We start from the raw sequence: 23149 nt of genomic DNA on the forward strand, positions 1-23149 counted from the left end.
GCCTGCCGAGGATCGGCCGCGCAACAGCCCCGCGGTCGGCCCGCCGAGGATCCGCCCCGCAACACGCCGCGCGGTCGGCCCGCCGAAGATCCGCCCCGCCCCGCGCGCAGTGCCCCGGCGAGGATCCGTCCCCGCGCGCGCCGCGCGGGCGACCCCGCCGAGGATCTCCCACACTCCGCGCGGGTGACCCGCAGAGGATCGACGGGACGCCGCACGGGCAACCTCGACGATCTTCAACGCCACGCCGCGCAGTGGGCCCGCCGAGGATCCGCCCCCGCACACTCCACGCGAGCGATCCCGCCGACGATCTCCGGCCCCCACGCAGGCGACCCGCCCACGATCTCCAGCCCCCCGCACGCACGCCTCGCCGGCGATCTCCGGCGCGCGCCGCGCGGGTCGCCCCGCGCCCGGCACGCGCCCGGCTCGCGGCGGCCTCCGGAGCGTCGTCAAGGTGGCGTGACCCTGCTCACAACTCGCGTCGGTGGCCGGGAATTGGGCGTCCGGAAATCCGCGATCGAATTTGCGAACCGCCGATCTCTTGTTACGGTTCTAGAAGCCCGGTCGCTGGTGCATCCCCCGTCGCCAGCGACCGGGCGCTTCCATGCCCGGGCCCGGTCCGGGGAGGCGTACGGGCTAACGCCCCGCCTCCCGCGCGGAGTTGCCCGCCGAGCGCCCCGTGCCGGCAAGATCCACGGCGTCCCGCCGCCCGCCTCCGGAGCCGTTCTCCCGGCCCTTCTCCCGGCCGTTCTCCGTGCCCGTGACGGTGTCGTCCGAGCTGCCGGAACGAAGCAGCAGCAGCCCCTCCGCCGACGCCACCTCCGCCATCGCGGTGGTTTCCGCGACCCCGGGGCCGCCGACCCGCTCAGCGGCGCCGTCAGCGGCCTCCGGGGCCGCTCCCGACGGCTCGGAGCCCTGCTCAGGGGCCTCCTGGGCGGTCGCCCCACGTCGCGTCTCCGCCCCGCGTGAGGCCGCCCCGCGCGGGGTCTCGCAGGTCGCGGGGTCGTCGTCGGCGGCCACCGGGCAGTAGACCTGCCGGGTCTGGCCGTCCGCGCGCATGAGGGTCAGCGCGACGGTCAGCGGGCCGCCGGTGGCGTTGCGGTAGTAGGTGCGCGCCCAGCTCTCCCGGCCTTCCGTCAGCACACAGGTCTGCGCCTCCACCCCTTCGGGTGAAGCGAGTTCGGGGCCGCAGGCGGCGGTGGTGCCGGGACCCACCCGGATGCTCGGGTTTCGGCCTCCTCCCTCCGGGTGGAACCGCCCATCGACCGGGTGATTCAGGCCAACTGGAGCCGCCTCTGGACCAGATGATTCCGGAAAGCCGACCGAGCCCGCGGTCGCCACGGCCAGTGGCACGCCCGCGCCGAGCGTGACCACGCCGGCGAGCGCGACCAGTCGCAGGCGCGCCGGGCGCCCCGAGCCGTCCGGGCGGGCCACGCCCCGGGCATGGCCGGCCGGGCCCCCGGCACCGGGGCGGGCCCCGGCGGGCCGGGAGGGCTCGGTGGGCCGGGTGGGCCGGAACCTGCGCGCCATGGAGACCCCCATCGGCACCTCGGGGAACGTTTGTCGGCATGCCGAACATAGCGCTCAGATCGCACCATTCCGATCTACCGCGCCCCCCATCCGGGGGACTCCCCGCACACGGCACCCGAACGAGTGAGGCGAGGGCCGCACGGCTTCACCGCCGTACGGCCCTCATGAGCGAGTCCGCTGCCTCCGCCCAGCGCACTCTTCCGCCGTCACCCACAGCCGACGGCCGTCACCGCGGACCGACCCGGCGCCCCCACGCCGTACCGCGCCCGACCGGTCCCGTCGCCACCGTCGCCCCGGCGCGCCCCGACCGTTCGGCCGCGTTCCGCGGTCCGTCTCGACCGGCGGGTCAGTACGCGAGCTTGCTGCCGCCGCCCGGGGCGCCGGCGCTGGCCTCGACCAGCGCGTCCACCACGGTCTCGACCCGCGGCAGCCACTGCGCGCGGGCGCGCCGCAGCGGTGGGCGTTCCCAGCGCACCCGGCCCGCCCCGGTCCGCGAGGGCGGCAGCACCACATAGCCGCCCTCCCCGTGGAACCGCAGCGAGCTGGGCACCCAGTCCTGGCGGTGCAGCAGCTCGCCGAGCTCTTCGAGTCCGTACGGCGCGACCAGGAACGACCAGCGGGTGGGGGTGGCGACCACCGGGCCGAGCCGCACCCCCGCGTGGTCGAGGACGGCCAGCGCCCGGCCCGCCGCCACGGCCGGCAGGCTCACCGCGCACGGGGCGCGGCCCCCGGTCGCCAGGATGATCGGGGCGGTGGGGCGGTTGGTCCACCACCAGCGCACCATGCGGGCGTCCGTGGTCGCGGCGAGCAGCCCCGGGTCGAAGGGGTGCGCGCCGGGCACCACGCAGTCCGGGTGCGGGCAGCCGCACTCGCGCGGGCGCGCCTCGGCGTCGCCCGCGTCGGGGCCGCCGCGTCCGCCGCCGGGGTCCTCGCCGGCGGGCTGGAGGCCCACGCCGGGCAGGACCGGCCACTGCCACTCGGTGGCACAGACCAGGGCCGCGCGGAGCGCCGCGGTGGGGCTCCCACTGGGCCGCAGAAGCGAGAACTTGCGTCGCCTTCCGGGGATCTCGCGCATGAGCGCTCGTCCTTTCCGTAAACGCCGAGGGACCGTATCCATAGCAATCCGTCGCACTACGAGGCGCCACTCACCACGAGGCGCCGCACTACAGGGCACTGCTACGAGCGCCTGCAACCGTCGGCCGCAAGCACCGCTGTACAAGGCATTACGTGGCGCTTGCCGGGATTACTCGAACCGTCACGCCAATGTGGATCACAAGTCACTGCGCGTACAGGGCAGCGCATCACGCCGCGGGCCGAGCGTGGAACGTGGCGGGGGGTGGCGCGCGCATGGCGCTTGCCACCCCGGTGTACCGCCCCCGCCACTCGGGGATGGGCGCGGCCGTCGCCGACTAAGACGCTCGGCCCGGCCACGGGGTTCCGGGGCGACGTCAACCGCCCCCACCCGTCTCCGAATACGTACCCACCGCGCTCGATATGACGCGCTGCCAGTGCTCGCCAGTCGACAGCAGATCTGAAGGGTCGTGGCCTTTTTTCGGCCATCTTCGATTCCCCACAGACACCAATATCCCCACCGGTCCGATGCTGGACATCGCGTCGCCGGTGCGTGTACATCTGAGGGCAGTAGCGGCGCAGCACGACAGGGGGTTTGCGATGCTATGGAGCAGTACGGACCGTCCGGCCGAGCGCGCGACAACCTGCAAAAATCCTCCCCAAAGCACGCGATCTCCCTACTCTGACGGTGGGCCCGGCGGCGATTCCCGGCCATCGCCCCCGTTGCCGAGAACCATCCCCCCGGGCAGCACGCCATGAGCGCCCGGCACCTGCCGAAAGTGGCTGGAATCGATCCGCCACTTCCCTCCCCCGCGCACACTGCCGACCCCGTCGCCCCACCCCCCGCCCCCGCCCCGGCTCCCCCGCCGAACGGCTTGGTCCTCGACCGCCTCGCGGGCTGGGTCTCGGACCTCACCACCCTCCACGAGCTGACCGAGCGGCTCGCCAGGACCGCCACCCTGGACACCGCGCTGGACGAACTGCTGCAGGCCGGGGCCACCCTGGTCGGCGCCCGCCGGGGGCTGGTCGCCCTCGAACCCGCGGACGGGCTCGGCCCCGTGACCACCGTCGGCCTGGGCCTCGGCCGCGCCGACCTCGGCCACATCGAAACGATTCCACGCGGCACCGCCTCGGCCGCCCACCTGCTGGACGGCCTCCCCGAGCCGCACGCCCAGCGGCCCGAGGTGATCCACCCCGACCTGGCCCGCGAGGCCGACCTCGACCCGCGCCACCGCGAGGTCGCCGCCCGGCTCGGCTACGCCGCGAGCTACGCGGTCCCGCTGGACCCGCACGGCGAGCCCGGCCCCGGCGCCCGCTCTCCCCTCCTGCCCGTCACCCCGCCGGCCCCCTCCGCCCCGTCCGCCCTCGTGTCCGCCGCGTCCGCCCCGTCCCCCCTGTCCGCCCCTCCCGTGACTCCCCGCGCGGGAGGGGCCGCCGATCTCCACCCCGACGAGGGCAGCGCCACCCCCGGCCGGCTGGGCGCCGCCGTATGGCTCTACGACGAGCCGACCGAGCCGGTCGAGCGGCAGCGCCATCTGATGGGGCTGTACTGCGCGTACGCCGCCGAGCACCTCGCCCGGCTGCTGGACCTCACCCGCGCCCGCGCCACCGCCGCGACCCTCCAGGAGGAGTTGCTGCCCGCGCGGCTGCCGCGGATCGCCGGGGTCCGGCTCGCCGTACGCCACCGCACCGGCCCCCACGGCGGCGGCGACTGGTACGACGCCCTGCCGCTGCCGGAAGGGGCGCTCGGGCTGGCGGTGGGCGCCGTCTCGGGCGCCGGCCCCAGCGCCGTGGCGGCCATGGGACGGCTGCGCGCCTCACTGCGCGCGTACGCCGTGATGGAGGGCGAGGACCCGGTCGCCGTCCTGTCCGATCTGGAGCTGCTGCTGCGGCTCACCGAGCCCGCCCGCTCCGCCACCGCGCTGTTCGCCTACTGCGAGCCGGCGCTGCGCAAGGTGGTGCTGGCCGGCGCCGGGCACTGCCCGCCGCTGCTCATCGGCGAGCTGCGCACCGAGTTCGTGGAGACCTCCCTGTCGGCCCCGCTGGGCATGCTCTCGTGCTGGGAGGCGCCCAGCGTGGAGCTGGAGCCGGCATCAGGAGAAACGCTCCTCTTGTACAGCGACGGGCTGCTGCACCGCAGCGGCGAGGAGATGGACCGCGCCTTCGCCCGGCTGCACGCGGCCGCGGCGAGCGTCCCCAGGACGGCGCGCACCGACCCGGAGGCCGTCGCCGACCACGTGCTGCGGGCCATGCTGCCCGACGGGACGTCGAGGGACGCGGCGGGCGCGGACGCGGAGACGGTGACGGGGACAGTGGGCGCGGCCCCGGGCGGCCCGGAGGCGGTCGACGCCGAGGACATCGTGCTGCTCGTCGCCCACTTCGAATGACCCGGACGGCACTCCGGACCGGCGTGTGCGCGGCGTCACACCCCTCTCGGAAGCATGCACTCCGCACCTACCATGGGTGAGGTCCATTCGAGGAGGAATACGTGACCGAGGAGCAGACCACGGAGCAGCCGGGGGCCCTGGAGAACCCCGAGGGCACCGATGCCGAGGCCCCCGTCAAGCAGCGGAAGAACGGCCTGTACCCGGGCGTCTCCGACGAGCTCGCCGAGAGCATGAAGTCCGGCTGGGCCGACACCGAGATGCGGGACCTCGCGCCGATCGAGCAGGCGCCGCACGCGGCACGCCGGCGCGCCGCGCTCTCGGCGCGTTTCCCCGGCGAGCGCCTGGTGATCCCGGCGGGCAACCTCAAGACCCGGTCGAACGACACGGAGTACGGGTTCCGTGCCTCCACCGAGTACACGTACCTCACCGGCGACCAGACCGAGGACGGCGTCCTGGTGCTGGAGCCCACCGGCGCGCGGGGCCACCAGGCCACCGTCTACCTGCTGCCCCGCTCCAACCGGGAGAACGGCGAGTTCTGGCTGGACGGCCAGGGCGAGCTGTGGGTCGGCCGCCGGCACAGCCTCACCGAGGCCGAGCGGCTGCTGGGCCTCCCGGCCAAGGACGTGCGCCAGCTGGCGGACGCGCTCAGGGAGGCCACCGGCCCGGTCCGTATCGTGCGCGGTCACGACGCCGGGCTCCAGGCGGCCCTGACCGACAAGGTCACCGCCGAGCGCGACGAGGAGCTGCGGGTCTACCTCTCCGAGGCGCGCCTGGTCAAGGACGAGTTCGAGATCGGCGAGCTGCAGAAGGCGGTCGACTCGACCGTCCGCGGCTTCGAGGACGTCGTCAAGGTCCTCGACAAGGCGGAGGCGACCAGCGAGCGCTACATCGAAGGAACGTTCTTCCTTCGTGCCCGTGTCGAGGGCAACGACGTCGGCTACGGCTCCATCTGCGCCGCCGGCCCGCACGCCACCACCCTCCACTGGGTGCGCAACGACGGCCCGGTCCGCTCCGGCGAACTCCTGCTCCTGGACGCCGGGGTGGAGACGCACACCCTCTACACCGCCGACGTGACCCGCACGCTGCCCGTCAACGGCCGCTACACCCCGCTCCAGCGCAAGATCTACGACGCGGTCTACGAGGCGCAGGAGGCGGGCATCGCCGCGGTCAGGCCGGGCGCGAAGTACCGCGACTTCCACGACGCCGCCCAGCGGGTGCTGGCCACGAGGCTCGTCGAGTGGGGCCTGGTCGAGGGTCCGGTGGAGCGCGTCCTGGAGCTGGGCCTCCAGCGCCGCTGGACGCTGCACGGCACCGGCCACATGCTCGGCCTGGACGTGCACGACTGCGCGGTGGCGCGGACGGAGACGTACGTCGACGGCGTGCTGGAGCCGGGCATGTGTCTGACCGTCGAGCCGGGGCTGTACTTCCAGGCGGACGACCTGACCGTGCCGGAGGAGTACCGGGGCATCGGCGTCCGCATCGAGGACGACATCCTGGTCACCGAGGACGGCAACCGGAACCTGTCGGCGGGGCTGCCGCGCCGGGCCGACGAGGTCGAGGAGTGGATGGCCCGCCTCAAGGGCTGAGCCGCCGCACGGGCCGATCGCGCCCGACGCGCCGCGTGCGCAACGACACGGCCCCGAGCGCCTTCCCAGGCGGTCGGGGCCGTGTCGGCGTCCGGCGCGGGCCGGCTCCGGGTCCGACGGCCGCCGGTCAGGAGGTGGCGGTGGCCCGGCCGTGCAGCACCAGGGCCCAGGTCAGGCAGCCGAAGGCGGCGGTCGAGGTCACCGCGCGGACCACGTTCCAGCGCACCCACACCGCCTCGAACTTCTCGCGTACGGCGCCCGGGTCGGCGATCCGGCCGATCGACCCGGCGGCGTCCAGCTCGTTGTTGAGCGGCACGTTGACCGCCGCCGTGATGACGAACATCGCCAGGTAGAGCACGAGCGCGGCGACGATCCACGGCGCCGCGGACCGGTCGCCGCCGCCCCACAGGTGCAGCCCGGCGCTGACCGCGGTCAGCGCCAGCGCGCCGAGGAAGCAGGCGAAGAACCACCCGTTGAGGATCGAGACGTTGATCCGCTGCATCGCGTCGACGAAGGTCCGGTCCTCGGCCTGCCGCAGGCCCGGCATCACCGCGTAGGCGAAGGAACAGAAGAGTCCCGCGGTGAGTCCCGTGGTCACCGTCGCCGCGATCAGTGTCGCGCCCCGCATCACCGCTGACATCGTGCCCATCCTCCGTGTTCGCGCCGTCGTGCCGATGCCTCAAGTCAAGCGGCCCGACGGCGAGATGAACATGATCGAGCGGCTCGCCTCCATGTGCGTGCGTCTACGCTGATCCGCATGGACGTACTCGCGGGGCTGTTGGACGGGCCGAGGGCGCGGGGCGCGTTCCTGATGCGGGCGATCATGGATCCGCCGTGGTCGATCCGGATCGAGGACCGGGCGCCGCTGACGCTGGTGGCCCTGGTGCGCGGCGCGGCCTGGGCGGTGCCGGACGGGGACGCGCCGCGACGGCTGGCCCCCGGAGACATCGGGATCATGCGCGGCCCCGATCCGTACACCTTCGCCGACGATCCGGCCACCGAGCCGCAGACCGTCATCCTGCCCGGCGAGCGCTCGGCGACGCCGGAGGGCGACGAGCTGTGCGAGGAGATGGACCTGGGGGTGCGCACCTGGGGGGACAGCCCCGACGGCGCGACGATGATGCTGGTCGGCACGTACCAGATGCGGGGCGAGATCAGCCGGCGGCTGCTGGGCGCGCTGCCCGCGCTGTCGGTGCTGCCCGCCACGGAGTGGGAGTCGCCGCTGGTCCCGCTGCTGGAGGAGGAGATCGTCAAGGACCGGCCCGGGCAGGAGGTGGTCCTCGATCGGCTGCTCGACCTGCTGTTGATCACCGCGCTGCGGGCGTGGTTCTCCCGTCCCGAGGCGGCCGCCCCGTCCTGGTACCGGGCCCAGGGCGACCCGGTGGTCGGCCGGGCGCTGCGACTGCTCCACGACGACCCGGCCCACCCGTGGACGGTGGTGAGCCTCGCCGCCAAGACGGGTGTCTCCCGCGCCGCCCTCGCCCGTCGCTTCACCGAGCTGGTCGGCGAGCCGCCGATGGCCTACCTCACCGGCTGGCGGCTGGCGCTCGCCGCCGACCTGCTGCGCGAGCCCGACGCCACCCTGGCGGCCGTCGCCCGCAAGGTCGGCTACGGCAGCGCCTTCGCGCTGAGCACCGCCTACAAGCGGGTGCGGGGCGTGAGCCCGCAGGCGGACCGGGGCTGAGCGGGCTCTTCTCGAACGGCGGCGACGAAAGCGACGGCGGGGTGCGGCCGATGGCCGGAACCCGGCGCCGGCGGGGGCCGGGCGCGTTGCCTTCCGATCATCCGATCGTTCGCCTGTCGTATCCCCCCGGATACCCAGTCGGACGAACCGGAAGAGAGAACGCCATGCGCCTGCGCACCGCCTCCGCCCTCGGCGGATCGGCCACGATCGTCCTCGCCGCCCTGGCGGCCTGGGCCCCGGCGGCCGTGGCCGACGCCGCGCCCGACGGCCCCACGCCGTACGCCTACGTCTCGGACGGCGGCCAGATCAAGGTCTGCACCCGGGGCACGCTCTTCGACGGCATGGTCAACCTGGGCTGCCGTCCGCCGCACCACCTGGGCCCGGAGACGACCTGGCGGGACCTGCGCGAGGAGGAGGACGCGGTGGCGCCGATGCTGTGTCGTCCGGCCGTGGTCAACGAGGCCGTCCACGCCACCGAGGTGACCCTTCTCGGCGCGGGTGCCGCCCTCCAGTGCACACCGGTCCCCGCGTCCTGGGGACCGTGACCGCCGGCCCACCGCCCCGCCGGTCGCGGAGGTCAGCCGCGGCCGCCGGCCATCAGCGCGTTGAGCTCGCCGTACGGGACGGGGTCGGCGAGGTGGGCGTAGGTGCCGGTGGTGGCCAGTTCGCGGGCGGCCCGCAGGGCGACGGCGTAGGCGGCCTCGGCGACCGCGGAGCCCAGGCTGATCCGGGCCACGCCCAGGCCCGCCAGCCGCTCGACGGTGGGCGCACCGGGGCCGGCCATGATGTTGACCGGGGCCGCGATGCCCTTGGTGAGGGCGCCGACGACGTCCGGGTCGGTGGTGCCGGGCACGAAGACGCCGTCGGCGCCGGCCTCCAGGTAGTCGCCGGCCCGGCGGAGCGTCTCGTCCAGGCGGTCCCGCTCATCCCCGACGGCCAGCAGGTAGACGTCCGTGCGGGCGTTGATGAAGAGCGGCACCCCGGCGGCGTCCGCGGCCGACCGGGCGGCGGCGATCCGCTCGGCCTGTTCCGCCGCCGGACGCAGCGCGGCGCCGTCCGGGCCGGGGGAGTCCTCGATGTTGATGCCCACCGCTCCCGCGGCGACGACCCGGGCCACCGTCTCCGCCACCTCGTCCGGGGTGGTTCCGAAGCCGCTCTCGATGTCGGCGGTCACCGGCACCTCGACGGCCCCGGCGACGCGGGCGATGAGGGCGACGGCCTCGTCGCGGTGCAGCCGGTTGCCGTCCGCGGCGCCCAGCCCCCAGGCCACTCCGGCGCTGGTGGTGGCGACGGCCGGGGCACCCGTCGCCGCTACCAGGCGGGCGCTGGCCGCGTCCCAGGCGTTGGCGAGGGTGAGCGGGGTGCCGGGGAGGTGGAGGGAGTGGAAGTGCCGGGCGAGAGCGTGCTGTTCCGTCATGGACAGCAGTAGATCACCGGCGGTGGGAGCCCCACTGGCGGGAATCCGACGTCTACGTCGGTGCGGGGCCCGGATGCGGTCCACGCGCGGCGAACGTCCGTCCGCTTGCGTAAGGTCGGCGTCGTGGATGTGATCAGGTGGATGTGATCAGAGAGGCCGCGAGGCCGGCCGGGCCGGCTCCCGGCCACGGGACGGGCGCCCGATGACCGCGCGGTGGTTCACCCTCGCTACGCCGCTCCCCAGCGGGCGGATGCGGGTGGCGGTGACGGACCAGGGGGTCGCGGCGGCCACCTTCACCTCGCGCGAGGCGGTGGCCTTCCCGCCCGGGCCGCCCCTGGCCGATCCCTCGCGGGACCGGCGCGCCGCCGCCGTGGCGGAGCAGTTCGGCGACTACTTCGCCGCTCGCCGACGGGAGTTGACGCTTCCCATCGACTGGCGGCTCACCGCGGGCCCCCAACGCGCCGTCCTGGGCGCCCTCCAGCGCGGGGTGCGCTTCGGCCAGACCATCGCCTACGGCGAACTCGCCGACCTGAGCGGCGCCTTCGACACCGACGAGCCAGAACAGCGGGCGCTCGCCGCCCGTACGGTGGGCTCCATCATGTCCACCAACCCGGTCAGCCTGCTCATCCCCTGCCACCGGGTGATCGCCGCCGACGGCATCGGCGGCTACGGCGGCGGTGCGGTCGGCATGGAGACCAAGCGCTGGCTGCTGACCCTGGAGGGGAGCCTGCCGCCGACGTTGGACTGGGCGGGGTGACGGGCCGCGCGGCGGCGCCCCGCCGCTCAGGCGGCGGGCGGAGCGGTCCACTCCGCCGGGATCTGGGGCCTGGTGCCCCGGGTCCACACCACCCGCAGCGCCGTGGCGGCGATCCGCCATCCGTCGGCCGTCCTGACCAGCGTGGTCTCGGTGTGTCCGCCGGAGGCGAAGAACTCCTCCGACCCGTCGGCCAGCACATGCGTGCTCAGCTGGGCCCCCCGCGCGGTGGCCCGGTCGCCGTCGATCTCGATGGCCGCGTTGGTCCCGAAGTGCACGGTGCGGTCGAACAGCGCCATCGCACGCCGGATGTGGGCCGTCAGGGCGTCCCGCCCGTGGACGGTGCCGACGGGCATCTCGGCGGTGACGTCCTCGGTGTGGAAGGCGCGGGCCCACTCCTCGTCGAAGACTCCCTCGTCGAAGGAGCGGAGGTAGCGGTCCATGAGGTCGGTGATCTCGGCACGGTCGGTCAGGGTCTGCAGCTGACGCCGCATCTGTTCGATGTCCATGCCGAAACTCTCACACTTCAACCTTTGTTGAAGTCAAGCGCGACCGCACTCCCGATCGGTTCGCCGCTCGATCCGGCCGTTCCGGCCCTCGGTCCGACCGGTTCAACGCCCGCCGGCCCCACCGTTCCGCCCCTCGCCCGGCCGCCGCCTACTCGGCGACGGGCACGGCGTCCTTCCCCTGGCGGATGTCGTCGACGACGTGCGGCAGGGCGGGGAGGAGCAGCGGGAAGCCGACCCAGAAGGGGACGGTGAACAGCGGGTCGTCGCCGATCAGCCAGTTGCCGAGCAGGATCGCGGGCACGCCGACGAGGAAGGCCAGGCCCCAGCTCCGGCGCAGGCCCATGCCGCCGCGCCGCAGCTCGTACCCGACCGTGACGAGGGCGAGGGCGGCGTAGAAGACGATGTCATTAGCCTCCACATCCCGTTCGGGGGTCCACCTGACGAGGCAGGTGAGCAGCACCAGGACGCCGAGCAGGAAGCCGGCCATCGCCGCGGTGCGCAGCACGCGGCGGTGCAGCGGGGCGCGGGCCCGGGCCCAGGTGGCGGCGAAGGCCCTGACGTCCTCGCCGACCACGTCCCGCGCCGTGCGGCCTGCGGCCTCCGCGTCTTCCAAGTGGGTGGAGAGCTCGTCGAGCATCTCCCGCACGGAGGCGTCGCTGAGCCCCCGGTACTCCCAGTTGCTGCGGCAGATCGCGAGGACCTGGTCGTTCGTCATGGTGTGGTGTCCCCCGGTGATTCGGTGTGGGCGGCGAGGATCCGTCCCACCTGACCGCTGAAGGCGCGCCACACCTCCCGTCCGTCGGTCAGTTCGGCACGCCCCGCCTCGGTGAGGCGGTAGTACTTGCGCGGGGCGCCGCCACTGGCGGACGGGGCGCGATAGGAGGAGATCAACCCCGTCCGCTCCAGCCGTGCGAGCAGCGGATAGACGCTGCCCTCGCTCACCAGCTCCAGCCCGCCCGCGGCGAGCGCCTCGGTGAACTCGTATCCGTATCGCGGCCGTTCGGCGATGAGCGACAGCAGACAGAGATCGAGCACGCCGCGCAGGAGCTGACTGCGCCGCTGGTCGCCGGTCGCGGGCAGCCCCTTTGTCATGCGGTGCATGATAGTCGGCGATTACCTTGCTCCGCAAGACAATGGAGGGGGTGGCCCCGCCGCGGTCGGCTCACCCCGAGGGCGGCGGGCTGCGACGGCGCCGGGTCACCCGACGGCGGTGGGCTTCGACGACGCCGGCTCGCCCGACGGCGGCGGGCCCGGCGCCGCCGGTCACTCCGCCGCGGGCTACTCGTCGTCCACCGCGCCGGGCGCCAGGGCGGGCGCGGGGAAGGCGTGGCGGGCCTCACCGCCGGACCACCAGACGCCGATGGCGAAGACCGCGGTCGCCTCCAGCAGCGCGGCCCGGTCCAGGCCGCCGCAGGGCTGCGGAACGCAGCCCATGGACCCGATCAGTTCGGTGGTGAGGGTGGCGGCGGCCGCGTCGTCCACGCAGAACGGCACGGCCAGCGGCGCGCCGTCGAAGGACGGTCGCGGCAGGGTCCAGATGCTCTCGTGGCAGATGCCGAAGACCTTGGCGACCCGGGCCTCGGGGGCGGCGGCCGCGATCCGCGCGGCGACCGAGTCCGGGCCGCCGGCCGTGGTCAGGGCCGGGCCGCCGGCGGCGGGCTCCATCGGCACCGTGCAGTCGAGCACGGTCCGCCCGGCGAGGTCCGGGGCCAGCTCCGCGGCCAGCCGCTCGGCGGCGGCAGCGGGCACGGCCAGCAGCACCGCCTCGCCGTACCGCGCCGCCTCGGCGAGGCCGCCGTGCCCGGCCGCGCCGATACGGGCCGCCGTCCCGGCGGCGGCGCCCGGGTCCCGGCCGCCCACCATCACCTGGTGTCCGGCCCGCACCCAGGCGCCGCCCAGCGCCGCCGCCATGGCTCCCGTGCCGAGAACGCCGATCCGCATCGTCCTGCCCCTTTTCACGTCGAGGGATGTCATGCCCGGGACGCTAGGCGGGCCGATGCGCACCACCTGGTAGGCATCGGCAGGGCAGGATGGGCGCATGGACGAGGTGGACATGCAGGGGGACGTGTTCGCGGCCGACTGCCGAGCCCGGGTCGCCTTCGAGGTGCTGGCCAACCGGTGGGACAGCGTGGTGGTCTACGTCCTCCACGAGGGCGGCCCGATGCGGCCGCGGGCGCTGCGGGACCGGATCGGCGGGATCAGCTCCAAGGTGCTCAACGAGGCGCTGCGCCGTCTGGAGTACAACGGCCTGGTGGAGCGGCGCCGTTACGCCGAGGTCCCGCCCCGCGTCGACTACTCCCTCACCGCGGCCGGCGCCGCCCTGATCCCCCCGATCCAGGCGCTCGGCGCCTGGGCCGTGACCCACGCGGACGCCGTCCTGGCGGCCCAGGACCGCTTCGACCGCAAGCCCTGAGCGAGTCCGGGGACGCCGGTCGGTGCCGTCCTCCCCCAGGTCGTCCCCCAGGTCCTCCCCCAGGTCGTCGCCCGGGTCCTCCCCCAGTTCCTCCACCAGGTCGTCGCCTGGGAACGGCGAACCTCGCCCCCACGCGTCGCCGGCGGCACCGGGGCGGCTACGCGCTCGTCAGCGGTTCCAGCTCCGCGATCTCGTCCAGGGACATGTCCAGCTGCTCGCGGAGGAAGCGCACGACGGTCCAGTGCGGCAGCGCCCCTTCGTCGAAGGGCCCGAACGCGGCGCGGTACAGGGGAAGCCAGCGCAGCGCCTCCTCGATGACCTGCTCGCGGCCCGGCTCCCGCTGGTAGTCCTCGTAGCCGACGCTGCGGTGGTGGATGAAGTAGCGTCCCGGCAGCCGCTCCTCGCACAGCGCTCGGTACTCACGGGTCTGGAGGATCAGGTAGTGCCAGATCTCGTCGATCTCCTGCTCGACCGGCAGGAAGAGCCCGCTGAGCCGTTCACGGTGGAGTGAGACGAGGTAGAGGTAGCGGAGGCATTCCAGGACCTGGCGCTCGGCGTACTCCCGCTCGGCGCCCGTCCTGTCGGTGACGTACCGCACCGCCTCCTCGTGGAGACGGGCGCCGAGGAGGTCCTTCAGGTCCTGGGCGGTGAGGCGCGGCCGGCTGGTCTGTGCGGTCATGGAGGGTCCCCTGGTCGGATCGAGGCTCAGCGGTCGGTGGCGAGCCAGGTGTACTTGCCGGACTTCCCGACGGGGAGACGCCCCCGATGGTTCAGGGCGCAGTCGCGGCCGGTCAGTTCGGCCACCGCCCGCTCCAGGGCGGCGGTCTCCTCGGGGTCCAGCGGCCGGCCGTCGAAGGTGGTGTAGCTCAGTCGGCACTCCGACGCGCCGGTGAGTCGTAGCTGGTGCAGGAACACCCGGCTGGAGACGGAGCTGATGCGGTCGTCCAGGTCCGCCTGCGCCACGGGCCCCCGCTCGGTGGCGAGCAGTTCCTTCTCGCGGCCGCAGAAGGCGGCGATCTTCTCCGGGTCGGGGGTTCCGTCGAGGGTGCGCACGCAGTCGCCCGAACGGTAGCGGACCAGTGGCATGTACGGGTTGCGGACGCTGGTGACGATGAGGCTGTGGATCTCGCTGTCGGGCGCGACGGGAATCAGCTCGACGCTCATCCGGTCCAGGTAGGGCCGGTACCGGCCGTCGCGGTCGCTGTAGTACAGGTAGCCCAGCTCGGTGCTGCCGAAGAGGTCGACGATCGGGCAGTCGAAGTGGTCGCGCAGGTACCGCCGCACCCCGTGCGGGGTGTACTCGTAGGCGTGGATGATGCTGGCGGGCGGGGGGAAGTCGGCCCACAGGCCCCACTCGTCCACCTTCCGCACCAGGTGGGCGAGGTGGTAGCCGGAGCAGTCCAGGTGGTAGCGGCCCCGCGGATGGGCCGCGCGGACGGCGCGGATCTCGGCCAGCATGCGCTCGACCTCCGCGCGATCCCACAGGGCCGGGTCGAGCCGGAGGTTGAGGTAGAGCGTCCGCTCGTCCAACCTCCGCTCCTCCAGGGACGGGGCCGCCTCCGGTTCGGCGCCGCGCTTCGCGGCGTTGACCCGGGCCACGTGCTCGGTGGCCAGCACCGTGGTGAGGGAGACGCGTTGGCAGCCCTGCCGCCAGGTCTCGGCGATGTCGGGGTGCTCGCTCCAGAGCCGGTAGTAGGAGTGGAGCAGGAAGTACGGGGGCCGGATGAGCCGCATCCGGGCGTGGTTGGTGCCGGTGGAGAGCACGTACTCCGCGTCGCCGTCCGCCAGCGCCCGGGCGAGCCCCGGGGTCATCCAGTTGTCCGGGAAACCCCGTGCTATCTCGGGTTTCTCCAGTATGGGGAAGTACCCCCGCGCGACCGACGCGCGGTAGATCGGGATGTCCCGTACCCGGTCGATGATGTCGGGCGTCGGCTGACCGTCCATTGCCACCCTCGGGTGTCCTCGAAGAAACGGAAGCCCCGCACGGGCGGCGCGGGACAGAAGGGCGGAGTGGGCGTCACGGCCGCGGTGGTCGCGACGCCCACTCCGGTCATGCGGTGCCGCGGTGTCGCCGACGGGTCAGGAGATGCATCCGGTCTTGCCCGCCGCGCTGATGCAGCCCGTCTTCGGCGCCGCGCTGATGCAGCCGTCCTTGGCGCCCTGGGCCGAGTTGGCGGCGACCCAGCGCTGCCAGACCGCGTCCTGAGCCATCTTCTTGATCAGCTGTTCCATGATGAAACCTCCGAAATACGTTAATTGCGGCGAAGATTGGCATATGTACCGCTCTGCACCGACCGTAAAGGTTTGACCAACTGAGTGTCAACGCATGGTCAGTTGATGTGATCGCCGCGATGCGGGGCGTGGGCGGCCGCGCCTCGACCCGCCGCGACTCAGGGGGCCCGAGGGCACGCCGGACGACCTCGGGCGGCCCCGGACGACCCCGTGGCAACCCCAGGGCAGGGCATGCCGAAGGAGTCCCGGTGGTGCGCCACCAGGCCCGGAGCGCGTGCCGAGGCGGCCCGCGGCTGGTCGCCTACGAGCCACCCCGGCACGGCACTTCGGATGGTTCCGACGGTGGCACCGCCGGGCGGATCAGCCGGGTCGGCCGGCCGCCCTCCGATCAGCCCGGCTCGGCCTCGATCACCCCGCCACGCGCACCGACGCGGCGGCCTCGTCGGCCGCCTCGGCCGGGCCCGTCATCCGCACCGGCTCGGTGCCGGTGGTGTTGTGGCGGGCGGCCCAGTTCTCCAGGGCCGCCCGGCAGGCGTGGTCCAGGTGCCGGACCGCCGTCAGGTCGAGCTCGATCGGCCGGTCCTTCGGCAACGCCTCCAGGGTCTCCAGGATGCGCGGGAGCCGGAGGAAGGTGGCGTTGCCGGAGAGGGTCACCACCGTTCGCCCGCCGGTGAGTTCGCGGGTGTCGAGGTGGACGTGCGAGGTCTCCCACGCCGACTTCGCCACGGCCAGCACCAGGCCCAGCACCACACCTTCGAACATGCTGGTCGTCACGATGGCGATGGCCGTGACGGCGAGGATGACGACCTCGCCGCGGTGCTCCCGCCACAGCGGGCCGATCTCCTTGACGGGGATCAGCTTGCAGCCCGCGTGCACCAGCACGCCCGCCAGCGCCGCGAGCGGGATGATCCCGATCGCCACCGGCAGCAGCACGGTGAAGAGCAGCAGCCACAGCCCGTGCAGGATGCGGGAGAGCACGGTCTTGGCGCCCGCCTGGACGTTGGCGGAGCTGCGGACGATCACCGCGGTCATCGGCAGCGCCCCGAGGACGCCGCACACGGTGTTGCCCACGCCCTGCGCGACCAGCTCCTTGTCGTAGTGCGTACGCGGCCCGTCGTGCATCCGGTCCACCGCCGCCGCGCTGAAGAGCGACTCCGCCGAGGCGATCAGGGTGAAGGCGAGGACCGTACCGAGCGCGGCCACGGTGCCCAACGAGGTGAGGTCGTTCAGGGCCGGCGGCTGGATGGCGTCGACGAGCCCCTGGACCTTCACGTTCGCGACGTCCAGGCCGCCGATCGCCGTGACGGCCGTGGCCAGGGCCACCGCGACCAGCGGAGCCGGGACCAGCTGCGCCTTGGCGGGCAGCTTCTTCCAGCCGACCAGCACGACGATGGTGCCGAGGCCGACCGCGAAGGCGGTCAGCGCGGTGCGGCTGGTGGCGATGTCGCCGATCAGCCCCGGGATTCCGGCGATCTTGTCCAGGCCGGAGCGCGGCTGCTTGACGCCGGCCATCGTGTACAACTGCCCGAAGATCAGGACGAGTCCGATGCCGGCCAGCATGCCCTGGACGACCGAGACGGAGATCGCCCGGAACCAGCGGCCGAACCGCAGCAGGCCGAGGACGATCTGCAGCACCCCGGTGGCCAGCACGATCGCCCCGAGCATGCCGAGCCCGAACTCTCGTACGGCTTCGAAGACGAGCACGGTCAGGCCGGCGGCGGGGCCGCTGACCTGGAGGGCACTGCCGGGCATGAAGCCCACGACCAGGCCGCCGACGATGCCGGTGATCAGGCCGAGTTCGGCGGGTACGCCCGACGCCACGGCCACGCCGACGCACAACGGCAGGGCCACGAGGAACACGACGAGCGAGGCGAGCGCGTCCTGACGGAGGACGGCCGGGTTCTTGAGGGTGGAGAAGGCGGAAAGCACGGGTGAGGGTCCCCCTGTCTTCGTGTCGGGCCGGTTCACAGGGCTCCGAACGACAGACCGCCGTTGTCCGGCCGATGCACTCTGACCTCGCCGGTGTGCACCTCGTAGTACCAGGCGTGCAGGGAGAGCCTCCCGTCGGCGACGCCCTCCCTGACGCAGGGGTAGCCGCGCAGCGTCGCCAACTGCGCGACGGCGTGGGCCTGTACGGCCTCCGCCACGTCCTCGGTCGCCACCTCGAGCGAGCGGACGGACGCGTGCGGCGGCACGGCCTCCTCCAGCCAGCCGCGGACGGCGGGGACGGCGGAGAGGTCCTCGTCCCGGACCACGGCGCCCACCGCGCCGCAGTGGGAGTGCCCACAGACGACGATGTCGCGGACGCCGAGCACACGCACCGCGTATTCGATGGTGGCCGCCTCGCCCGTGGGGCGACTGTCGCCCGGGTACGACGGAACGATGTTGCCGGCGGTACGCAGTTCGAAGAGCTCACCCGGGCGCGCCCCGGTGATCAGAGCCGGCACCACGCGCGAGTCCGAGCACGTGATGAACAGGACTTCGGGGGCCTGGCCCGCTTCGAGGGCCCGGAAGGTTTCGGCGTGCCGGGGGTCGGCCACATGGGTGGCCGAGAAGGAGCGCGCGTGGTCGATCAGTGACTTCATGATGGCCTGCCTCCTGCGCCTCGACGGCGTTCGTCGAGGCGCGGTGTGGTCGGGTCGGTCAAGAGCTGCGGGCGCGGCGGCGATGGGTCAGACACCACGTCCTCGGGGCTTATGCCGCGCCGCTGCGGCACATTCTGGTTCACGGCCGCATCCGGCAATTTACCAGCGCATTACCTGCCGATGACAGATTAAAATCTCGTCAAAACCGGTATGCAATCGGGCACTTGACATGACTCCGGGTGGAACGGCCGCACCAGTCGGGGCTGTCGGAAAACCGCCAGTCCATGGACGTCCTCGTACCAGGTTCGTATCGCCGACCGTCGTAGGGCGTCACCTGGTCAAACCGCCGACACGACGCCCCGGGGGCGCCCTCCTCGACGCCGCGCGCCAGGGAAAGATTTCGGCCACTTCCGCGACCGTCTCGGAATCACGTGGGGCAGCCGAAGAGTGAAAAGCGACACAGCGGGAACAACGGCGCGGCCATCGGTACGTGGTGACCACACCGCCCGCCGCCGACGCGATGCGCGTTCCCATTCGCGACGATTGCTCGGCCAGCCGAGGGCCACGCGGCGCGGCCGCTCCGGGACACCGCCGGCGCGGCGGAACGGGACGGGGCGAGAGGCGAGGGGGCGACGCACGTCATCACGGACGGTTCATCCGTGCGCACTCGAGAAGAGGCGGGGGCGGGCCGGGGACGCGGGCACCGACCGTCGGGTCCGGCCCCTCGGGTCCGGCCCGCCGGGCTCGTCCTCCGGCGTGCGGGCCCACGACGGGGGACGCGGAGCCCCGGCCCCGGTGCCCGTCCCCGGTCAGGAGGCCTTCAGCAGAGCGCCTTCCCGCCACTTGAGGATCTTGTCGAAGCTCACCACGGCACCGGTCGCGTCCTGCCGGTTGCGGTAGCGGACGTGGTCGGTCAGGGCCTCGATCAGGAACAGGCCGCGGCCGTGCTCGGCGTGGACGCCGGCGGGGGCGGGCGACTCGGGGCGGTGCGGGAGGGGAGCGAGGCCCGACTCGAGGGTCGGCGGGGCGAGGGTCGGGTCCGGGGCGGGGGCGAAGCCCGGGCCGCAGTCCGTGACCTCGATGCGACAGGTGTCGCCGTCGATGAACGCGGTGACGCGGTACGCCTCACCGGCGCCGCCTCTACCGCCGTGCTCGACCGCGTTGGCGCAGGCCTCGGAGACGGCGAGGGACAGATCGTGGCAGATCTCGGGGTCGACGCCGGCCGTCTCCATGGTGCGCCGCAAGAGCTTCCGGGCGAGGGGCACGCTGGCCAGCTCGCGCCGCAATTGCAGAGACCACCAGATGCTCATGTTCCAGCCTCCCGGCAGCGGCTCGACATACCGATACGTATTGCCGGTGTCCATGGTCGGTAAGCGCGCGAGGTATGTGACTCCACTCATCTGGCGGAAGCGCGACACGCGTCGACCGGTGTATGAGGCGGGGCGGCACCGGGCCACATGGCGGAGGCCACCGGGCGCCGGGCCGTAGCGCTCCCGCCCCGTGATACCCATCCGTCACGGTGTCGAACCCCGGCCGTCCCACCCGTCACGGTCTCGAATCCCGGCCGCCCCACCCCGTCACGGTCTCGAATCCCGGCCGCCGTCCCGTCGCCGCGCCCGCCCCGGCCCGCCACCCGGTCCCGACCGGACCCCGCCCGTGGCCCCGGGCCGGCCCGCGCCGGGCCCGTCCCGCCTGGCCGGGGCGGCCACGCCACGCCCTGCCGTGGGGAAGAAAACGGGCCGATGGGATGATGGCGCAGCCATGTCTGCCCCCGTCGTGCGTGCCGGCGCCGATCTGCGAATGCTGCGGGCCGCGGTCTTCACCGCGGTCTGCGTCGTGCTGTCCGCGGGTGGCCACGCTCTCGCGTCGTGCGCGCCGGTGCCGCTGTGGGCGCTGGGCGTGGGAGGTCTGGCGGTGTTCGCGGTCGCGGCGCCGCTGGCCGGCCGCGAGCGGTCGCTGCCCGGCATCGCGGTGGCGCTGGGCATCGGGCAGCTCCTGCTGCACGGCCTGTTCACGGTGGCCCAGCACGGCGACGCCACGGCGGTCGCCTGGGAGGCGCGACAGGACGCCCACAAGGGTCGGCTGGTCGCGTTCGCCGCGCGGATGCTGTGCGACTCCGGCCCGGGCGCCATGGACACGGAGCAGGCGAACCGCCTGATAGCGGACGCCGGCATCGACCCCGGCGCGGCCGGCGTCGCGCCGCCGCACCACGCCCCGTCCCTCTGGGACGCGCTGCTGCCGTCCCTGCCCATGGTGCTCGGTCATCTGCTCGCCGCGCTGGCGGCCGGCTGGCTGCTGCGCCGCGGCGAGGCCGCGCTGTGGCGGCTGGCGCGGCTGGCGTGGCTGTCGACGGACGGGGTCTCGGCGCGGGCGCTGCGCGTCGCCCTGCGGCTGGTGCGGGCGCTGCGCGCCGGGCTGCTCGGCGGCGCCGAGGAGGCCGGCCGTGGCCTGCGCGCGGCCCGCGCGGACGAACGCGACGCGGTGGAGCCGCGCTCGGTGGTGCTCCAGCACAGCGTGATCAGGCGCGGTCCGCCAGAGGTCGAGCTCGCGGCCTGAGCCACGCGACCACCACTCCGGGCAGGGATCCGGGAGGGCGTCGCGCGGTGCCGCACGCGCCCACGCTCGTCTCTCCGCCATGACGTCTCCGACGTTTGATCCACCTGGAATATCTGCCATGAACGCCATGCTTCGTCGTCTCTCCGTCGTCGGCGGTGCCGCCGCCGGTACCGTCGCCCTCCTCGCCGCCCCCGCCTTCGCGCACGTCAGCGTGCAGCCCGGGCAGGCCGAGAAGGGCGGCTTCAGCACCGTCAACCTCAAGGTGCCGAACGAGCGGGACAACGCCTCGACGGTCAAGCTCGAAGTCACCGTTCCGACCGACCACCCGATCGCCTCGGTGATGCCGCAGCCCGTCCCGGGCTGGGACGTCGAGGTCACCAGGACCAAGCTCGACAAGCCGATCGAGATGCACGGCAAGAAGATCAGCGAGGCGGTCAGCAAGGTCACCTGGACCGGCGGCACCATCGAGCCGGGGATGTTCCAGCAGTTCCCGCTGTCCGTGGGCCAGCTCCCCGAGGACGCCGACCGGATCGTCTTCAAGGCGCTCCAGACGTACGACAACAAGGAGGTCGTGCGCTGGATCGAGGTGCCCGAGGAGGGCAAGGCGGAGCCGGACCACCCGGCGCCGGTCCTCAAGCTCGTCGAGCCCGCCGAGGGCTCGGGCGGCCATGGCCACGGAGCCGGCCACCAGGGCGGGAACGGCAAGGGCGGGCACGGCGAGGACGCCGCGGAGCATGACGCGCGGGCCGCGGCGACGAAGAAGACCGCCGCCTCGAACGACGACAGCGACACCACCGCCCGGGTCCTCGGCATCGTCGGCATCGTCGTCGGCGTCGCCGGGGTCGCGTTCGGCGTGCTGGCCGGTCGCCGCCGGTCCGCCGCCTGATCGACCCGGAGCGGGCGGGTCGGGCGGAGCGCCCCTGTGGCGCCTCGCACGACAGCCCGTACGGACGGTGTCGATCCCCGCACGGACCGTGTCGACGAATCGACGTACCGACACCCGCGTGTCCCGGTACGTCGACCCGTCGATCGACCGACTGGTCGACTGACCGGCTCGGCGACTCGGTGACTCGACGACTCGGCGACCTGCCGACACGCCGATCCACCGATGCACCGATCTGTCGATCCGTCGGTCCATCGATCCGTCGACGCGACGCCATGGCCACACGGCGACGTACCGACCCGCCCGCTCCTGACCGAACCTCGACGCACCGGCCCACCGACCCATCGACCCCATCTGGAGAGCACCCCATGCGCACCAAGATCCTTGCTGCCGCCCTGGCCGCCACGGCCGCGCTCGCCCTGACCGCCTGTGGCTCCGGCGACAAGGCGAAGGACTCCGACTCCGTCGCCGACGTCAAGGGCGGCGACAGGAAGGAGTCGGCGATCGTCCTGGACAAGCCGAAGCCCAAGCCGGACCTGATCCTCAAGGACACCGACGGCAAGAAGTTCGACCTGCTGGAGCAGACCAAGGGCCGGCCCACGCTGGTCTACTTCGGCTACACCTTCTGCCCCGACGTCTGCTCGCTGGTGATGAGCAACGTCGCGATCGCGGAGCAGGAGCTCTCGCCAGAGGAGCGCGAGAAGCTTCAGGTCATCTTTGTGACCACGGACCCCGAGCGCGACACCCCCAAGCGGATGCGCTCCTGGCTGGACGGCCAGGGCGGCCAGGACTTCATCGGCCTGACCGGCGACTTCGACACCATCCAGGCCGCCGCCCGGCCGCTGGGCATCCTGGTCGATCCGCCCAAGAAGGAGAAGGACGGCACCATCACCGTCAACCACGGCGCGCAGGTGCTCGGCTTCTCGCCCAAGGACGACAAGGCCCACTGGATCTACACCACCGAGACCACGTCGGAGACCTACACCAAGGACCTCCCGAAGATCATCAAGGGAGTCAACCCGTAATGCCCGCCACACCCGTACTGCGCACGAGGACCTACGCCGTCGCCGGGGCCACCGCCACCGGCGTGGCGCTGGCGCTCGCCCTCACCGCCTGCGGCGGCTCGGACGGGTCCGACGGCGCGAAGAAGAGCCCCGCGTCGCTGTCGGTCGACGGCGCCTACCTGCCGCGGCCCGCCATGGACGACATGGCGGCCGGCTTTCTGACCGTGCGGAACACCGGCGACACCGCCGACCGGCTGACCAAGGTCACCACGCCGCTCTCCTCCGACGTCACCCTGCACACCACGGAGGGGACCCGGATGAAGCAGGTGAACTCGCTCGACGTGCCGGCGGGCGGCGAACTCACCCTCGCCAGCGGCAGGACCCACCTCATGCTGGGCAAGCTCGACCACAGACCCGAGGTCGGCGAGAAGGTGCGATTCACCCTCCACTTCGCCTCCTCGGAACCGATCGAGGTCGACGTCCCGGTGAAGCCGACGACGTACCGCCCCCAGCACCACTGAAACCGTAGGACCCTCCCCCC

The 23149-nt window shown here is 73.4% G+C and carries 25 protein-coding genes; 11 read left to right on the top strand and 14 right to left on the bottom strand.

What is annotated here, in order from left to right:
• Positions 1 to 633 precede the first annotated feature (633 nt).
• Both CD790_RS11395 and CD790_RS11400 read right to left on the bottom strand, forming a co-directional pair.
• Positions 634 to 1212: a hypothetical protein gene (locus CD790_RS11395; RefSeq protein ID WP_144383062.1), complete on the bottom strand. Its 579-nt coding sequence runs from the start codon at positions 1210 to 1212 to the stop codon at positions 634 to 636.
• 661 nt (positions 1213 to 1873) lie between these two features.
• Positions 1874 to 2602, bottom strand: a complete 729-nt coding sequence (locus tag CD790_RS11400) for a bifunctional DNA primase/polymerase (RefSeq protein WP_144383063.1) — start codon at positions 2600 to 2602, stop codon at positions 1874 to 1876.
• Between the two features lie 751 nt (positions 2603 to 3353).
• Between CD790_RS11400 and CD790_RS11405 the strand changes: the two genes are divergently transcribed.
• Both CD790_RS11405 and CD790_RS11410 read left to right on the top strand, forming a co-directional pair.
• Entirely contained in the window at positions 3354 to 4985 is a 1632-nt protein-coding gene (locus tag CD790_RS11405) for a PP2C family protein-serine/threonine phosphatase (protein WP_144383064.1), read from the top strand.
• 101 nt (positions 4986 to 5086) lie between these two features.
• Positions 5087 to 6571 (top strand): aminopeptidase P family protein, encoded by a 1485-nt coding sequence (locus tag CD790_RS11410; RefSeq protein ID WP_144383065.1) that lies wholly within the window; start codon positions 5087 to 5089, stop codon positions 6569 to 6571.
• A gap of 127 nt (positions 6572 to 6698) precedes the next feature.
• Here the strand turns inward: CD790_RS11410 and CD790_RS11415 are convergent, their stop codons facing one another.
• Entirely contained in the window at positions 6699 to 7169 is a 471-nt protein-coding gene (locus tag CD790_RS11415; protein WP_313956495.1) for a DUF1772 domain-containing protein, read from the bottom strand.
• On the opposite strand from CD790_RS11415, the gene CD790_RS34525 reads away from it, so the two are divergent.
• The 3 genes from CD790_RS34525 (at position 7162) to CD790_RS11425 (ending at position 8800) form a co-directional block, all read left to right on the top strand.
• Positions 7162 to 7323: a hypothetical protein gene (locus tag CD790_RS34525; protein ID WP_186319002.1), complete on the top strand. Its 162-nt coding sequence runs from the start codon at positions 7162 to 7164 to the stop codon at positions 7321 to 7323. The genes CD790_RS11415 and CD790_RS34525 overlap by 8 nt on opposite strands.
• A gap of 5 nt (positions 7324 to 7328) precedes the next feature.
• Positions 7329 to 8255, top strand: a complete 927-nt coding sequence (locus tag CD790_RS11420) for an AraC family transcriptional regulator (protein WP_144383067.1) — start codon at positions 7329 to 7331, stop codon at positions 8253 to 8255.
• A 164-nt stretch (positions 8256 to 8419) separates the two neighbouring features.
• The gene (locus tag CD790_RS11425) at positions 8420 to 8800 is read left to right on the top strand and encodes a hypothetical protein (protein ID WP_144383068.1); all 381 of its coding nucleotides are present in this window, start codon (positions 8420 to 8422) and stop codon (positions 8798 to 8800) included.
• A 32-nt stretch (positions 8801 to 8832) separates the two neighbouring features.
• On the opposite strand, the gene CD790_RS11430 is transcribed toward CD790_RS11425, so the two are convergent.
• Positions 8833 to 9672 (bottom strand): isocitrate lyase/phosphoenolpyruvate mutase family protein, encoded by an 840-nt coding sequence (locus CD790_RS11430; protein WP_144383069.1) that lies wholly within the window; start codon positions 9670 to 9672, stop codon positions 8833 to 8835.
• A 202-nt stretch (positions 9673 to 9874) separates the two neighbouring features.
• On the opposite strand from CD790_RS11430, the gene CD790_RS11435 reads away from it, so the two are divergent.
• On the top strand, positions 9875 to 10429 hold the full coding sequence (locus CD790_RS11435; RefSeq protein ID WP_144383070.1) for a methylated-DNA--[protein]-cysteine S-methyltransferase: 555 nt from the start codon (positions 9875 to 9877) through the stop codon (positions 10427 to 10429).
• 26 nt (positions 10430 to 10455) lie between these two features.
• On the opposite strand, the gene CD790_RS11440 is transcribed toward CD790_RS11435, so the two are convergent.
• The 4 genes from CD790_RS11440 to CD790_RS11455 form a co-directional block, all read right to left on the bottom strand.
• Positions 10456 to 10935 (bottom strand): nuclear transport factor 2 family protein, encoded by a 480-nt coding sequence (locus tag CD790_RS11440; protein WP_144383071.1) that lies wholly within the window; start codon positions 10933 to 10935, stop codon positions 10456 to 10458.
• A 148-nt stretch (positions 10936 to 11083) separates the two neighbouring features.
• On the bottom strand, positions 11084 to 11650 hold the full coding sequence (locus tag CD790_RS11445) for a hypothetical protein (RefSeq protein ID WP_144383072.1): 567 nt from the start codon (positions 11648 to 11650) through the stop codon (positions 11084 to 11086).
• Positions 11647 to 12027 carry a PadR family transcriptional regulator gene (locus CD790_RS11450; protein WP_186318975.1) on the bottom strand — a complete coding sequence of 127 codons (381 nt, stop codon included), beginning with the start codon at positions 12025 to 12027 and terminating at the stop codon, positions 11647 to 11649. The genes CD790_RS11445 and CD790_RS11450 overlap by 4 nt, the downstream gene beginning before the upstream one ends.
• A gap of 186 nt (positions 12028 to 12213) precedes the next feature.
• Positions 12214 to 12909, bottom strand: coding sequence for an NAD(P)-binding domain-containing protein (locus CD790_RS11455; RefSeq protein WP_260867500.1), 696 nt, complete (start codon positions 12907 to 12909; stop codon positions 12214 to 12216).
• A gap of 64 nt (positions 12910 to 12973) precedes the next feature.
• On the opposite strand from CD790_RS11455, the gene CD790_RS11460 reads away from it, so the two are divergent.
• Positions 12974 to 13348, top strand: a complete 375-nt coding sequence (locus CD790_RS11460; RefSeq protein ID WP_260867501.1) for a helix-turn-helix domain-containing protein — start codon at positions 12974 to 12976, stop codon at positions 13346 to 13348.
• Positions 13349 to 13505: 157 nt separating this feature from the next.
• On the opposite strand, the gene CD790_RS11465 is transcribed toward CD790_RS11460, so the two are convergent.
• From CD790_RS11465 to CD790_RS11485, 6 genes are all read right to left on the bottom strand, one after another.
• The gene (locus tag CD790_RS11465; RefSeq protein ID WP_144383074.1) at positions 13506 to 14027 is read right to left on the bottom strand and encodes a hypothetical protein; all 522 of its coding nucleotides are present in this window, start codon (positions 14025 to 14027) and stop codon (positions 13506 to 13508) included.
• Positions 14028 to 14053: 26 nt separating this feature from the next.
• Positions 14054 to 15292 carry a hypothetical protein gene (locus CD790_RS11470; RefSeq protein WP_144383364.1) on the bottom strand — a complete coding sequence of 413 codons (1239 nt, stop codon included), beginning with the start codon at positions 15290 to 15292 and terminating at the stop codon, positions 14054 to 14056.
• Between the two features lie 135 nt (positions 15293 to 15427).
• Positions 15428 to 15580 (bottom strand): hypothetical protein, encoded by a 153-nt coding sequence (locus CD790_RS34530; RefSeq protein ID WP_186318976.1) that lies wholly within the window; start codon positions 15578 to 15580, stop codon positions 15428 to 15430.
• 408 nt (positions 15581 to 15988) lie between these two features.
• On the bottom strand, positions 15989 to 17509 hold the full coding sequence (locus CD790_RS11475; RefSeq protein ID WP_144383075.1) for a SulP family inorganic anion transporter: 1521 nt from the start codon (positions 17507 to 17509) through the stop codon (positions 15989 to 15991).
• A gap of 35 nt (positions 17510 to 17544) precedes the next feature.
• Complete coding sequence (locus tag CD790_RS11480; protein WP_144383076.1) at positions 17545 to 18165, bottom strand: carbonic anhydrase; 621 nt, start codon at positions 18163 to 18165, stop codon at positions 17545 to 17547.
• 809 nt (positions 18166 to 18974) lie between these two features.
• Positions 18975 to 19475, bottom strand: a complete 501-nt coding sequence (locus CD790_RS11485) for an ATP-binding protein (protein ID WP_144383365.1) — start codon at positions 19473 to 19475, stop codon at positions 18975 to 18977.
• 451 nt (positions 19476 to 19926) lie between these two features.
• Here CD790_RS11485 and CD790_RS11490 point away from each other — a divergent pair, with 451 nt between their 5' ends.
• The 4 genes from CD790_RS11490 to CD790_RS11505 all read left to right on the top strand — a co-directional run bounded on the left by CD790_RS11490 (position 19927) and on the right by CD790_RS11505 (position 23129).
• The gene (locus tag CD790_RS11490; RefSeq protein ID WP_144383077.1) at positions 19927 to 20721 is read left to right on the top strand and encodes a hypothetical protein; all 795 of its coding nucleotides are present in this window, start codon (positions 19927 to 19929) and stop codon (positions 20719 to 20721) included.
• A 118-nt stretch (positions 20722 to 20839) separates the two neighbouring features.
• Positions 20840 to 21607 (top strand): YcnI family protein, encoded by a 768-nt coding sequence (locus CD790_RS11495; protein ID WP_144383078.1) that lies wholly within the window; start codon positions 20840 to 20842, stop codon positions 21605 to 21607.
• A gap of 365 nt (positions 21608 to 21972) precedes the next feature.
• On the top strand, positions 21973 to 22629 hold the full coding sequence (locus CD790_RS11500; RefSeq protein WP_144383079.1) for an SCO family protein: 657 nt from the start codon (positions 21973 to 21975) through the stop codon (positions 22627 to 22629).
• Positions 22629 to 23129: a copper chaperone PCu(A)C gene (locus tag CD790_RS11505; RefSeq protein WP_144383080.1), complete on the top strand. Its 501-nt coding sequence runs from the start codon at positions 22629 to 22631 to the stop codon at positions 23127 to 23129. The genes CD790_RS11500 and CD790_RS11505 overlap by 1 nt, the downstream gene beginning before the upstream one ends.
• The last annotated feature ends 20 nt before the right edge of the window (positions 23130 to 23149 follow it).

It is taken from the genome of Streptomyces sp. SAJ15 (genome assembly GCF_007595705.1).
In the GTDB taxonomy this organism is placed as follows: domain Bacteria; phylum Actinomycetota; class Actinomycetes; order Streptomycetales; family Streptomycetaceae; genus Streptomyces.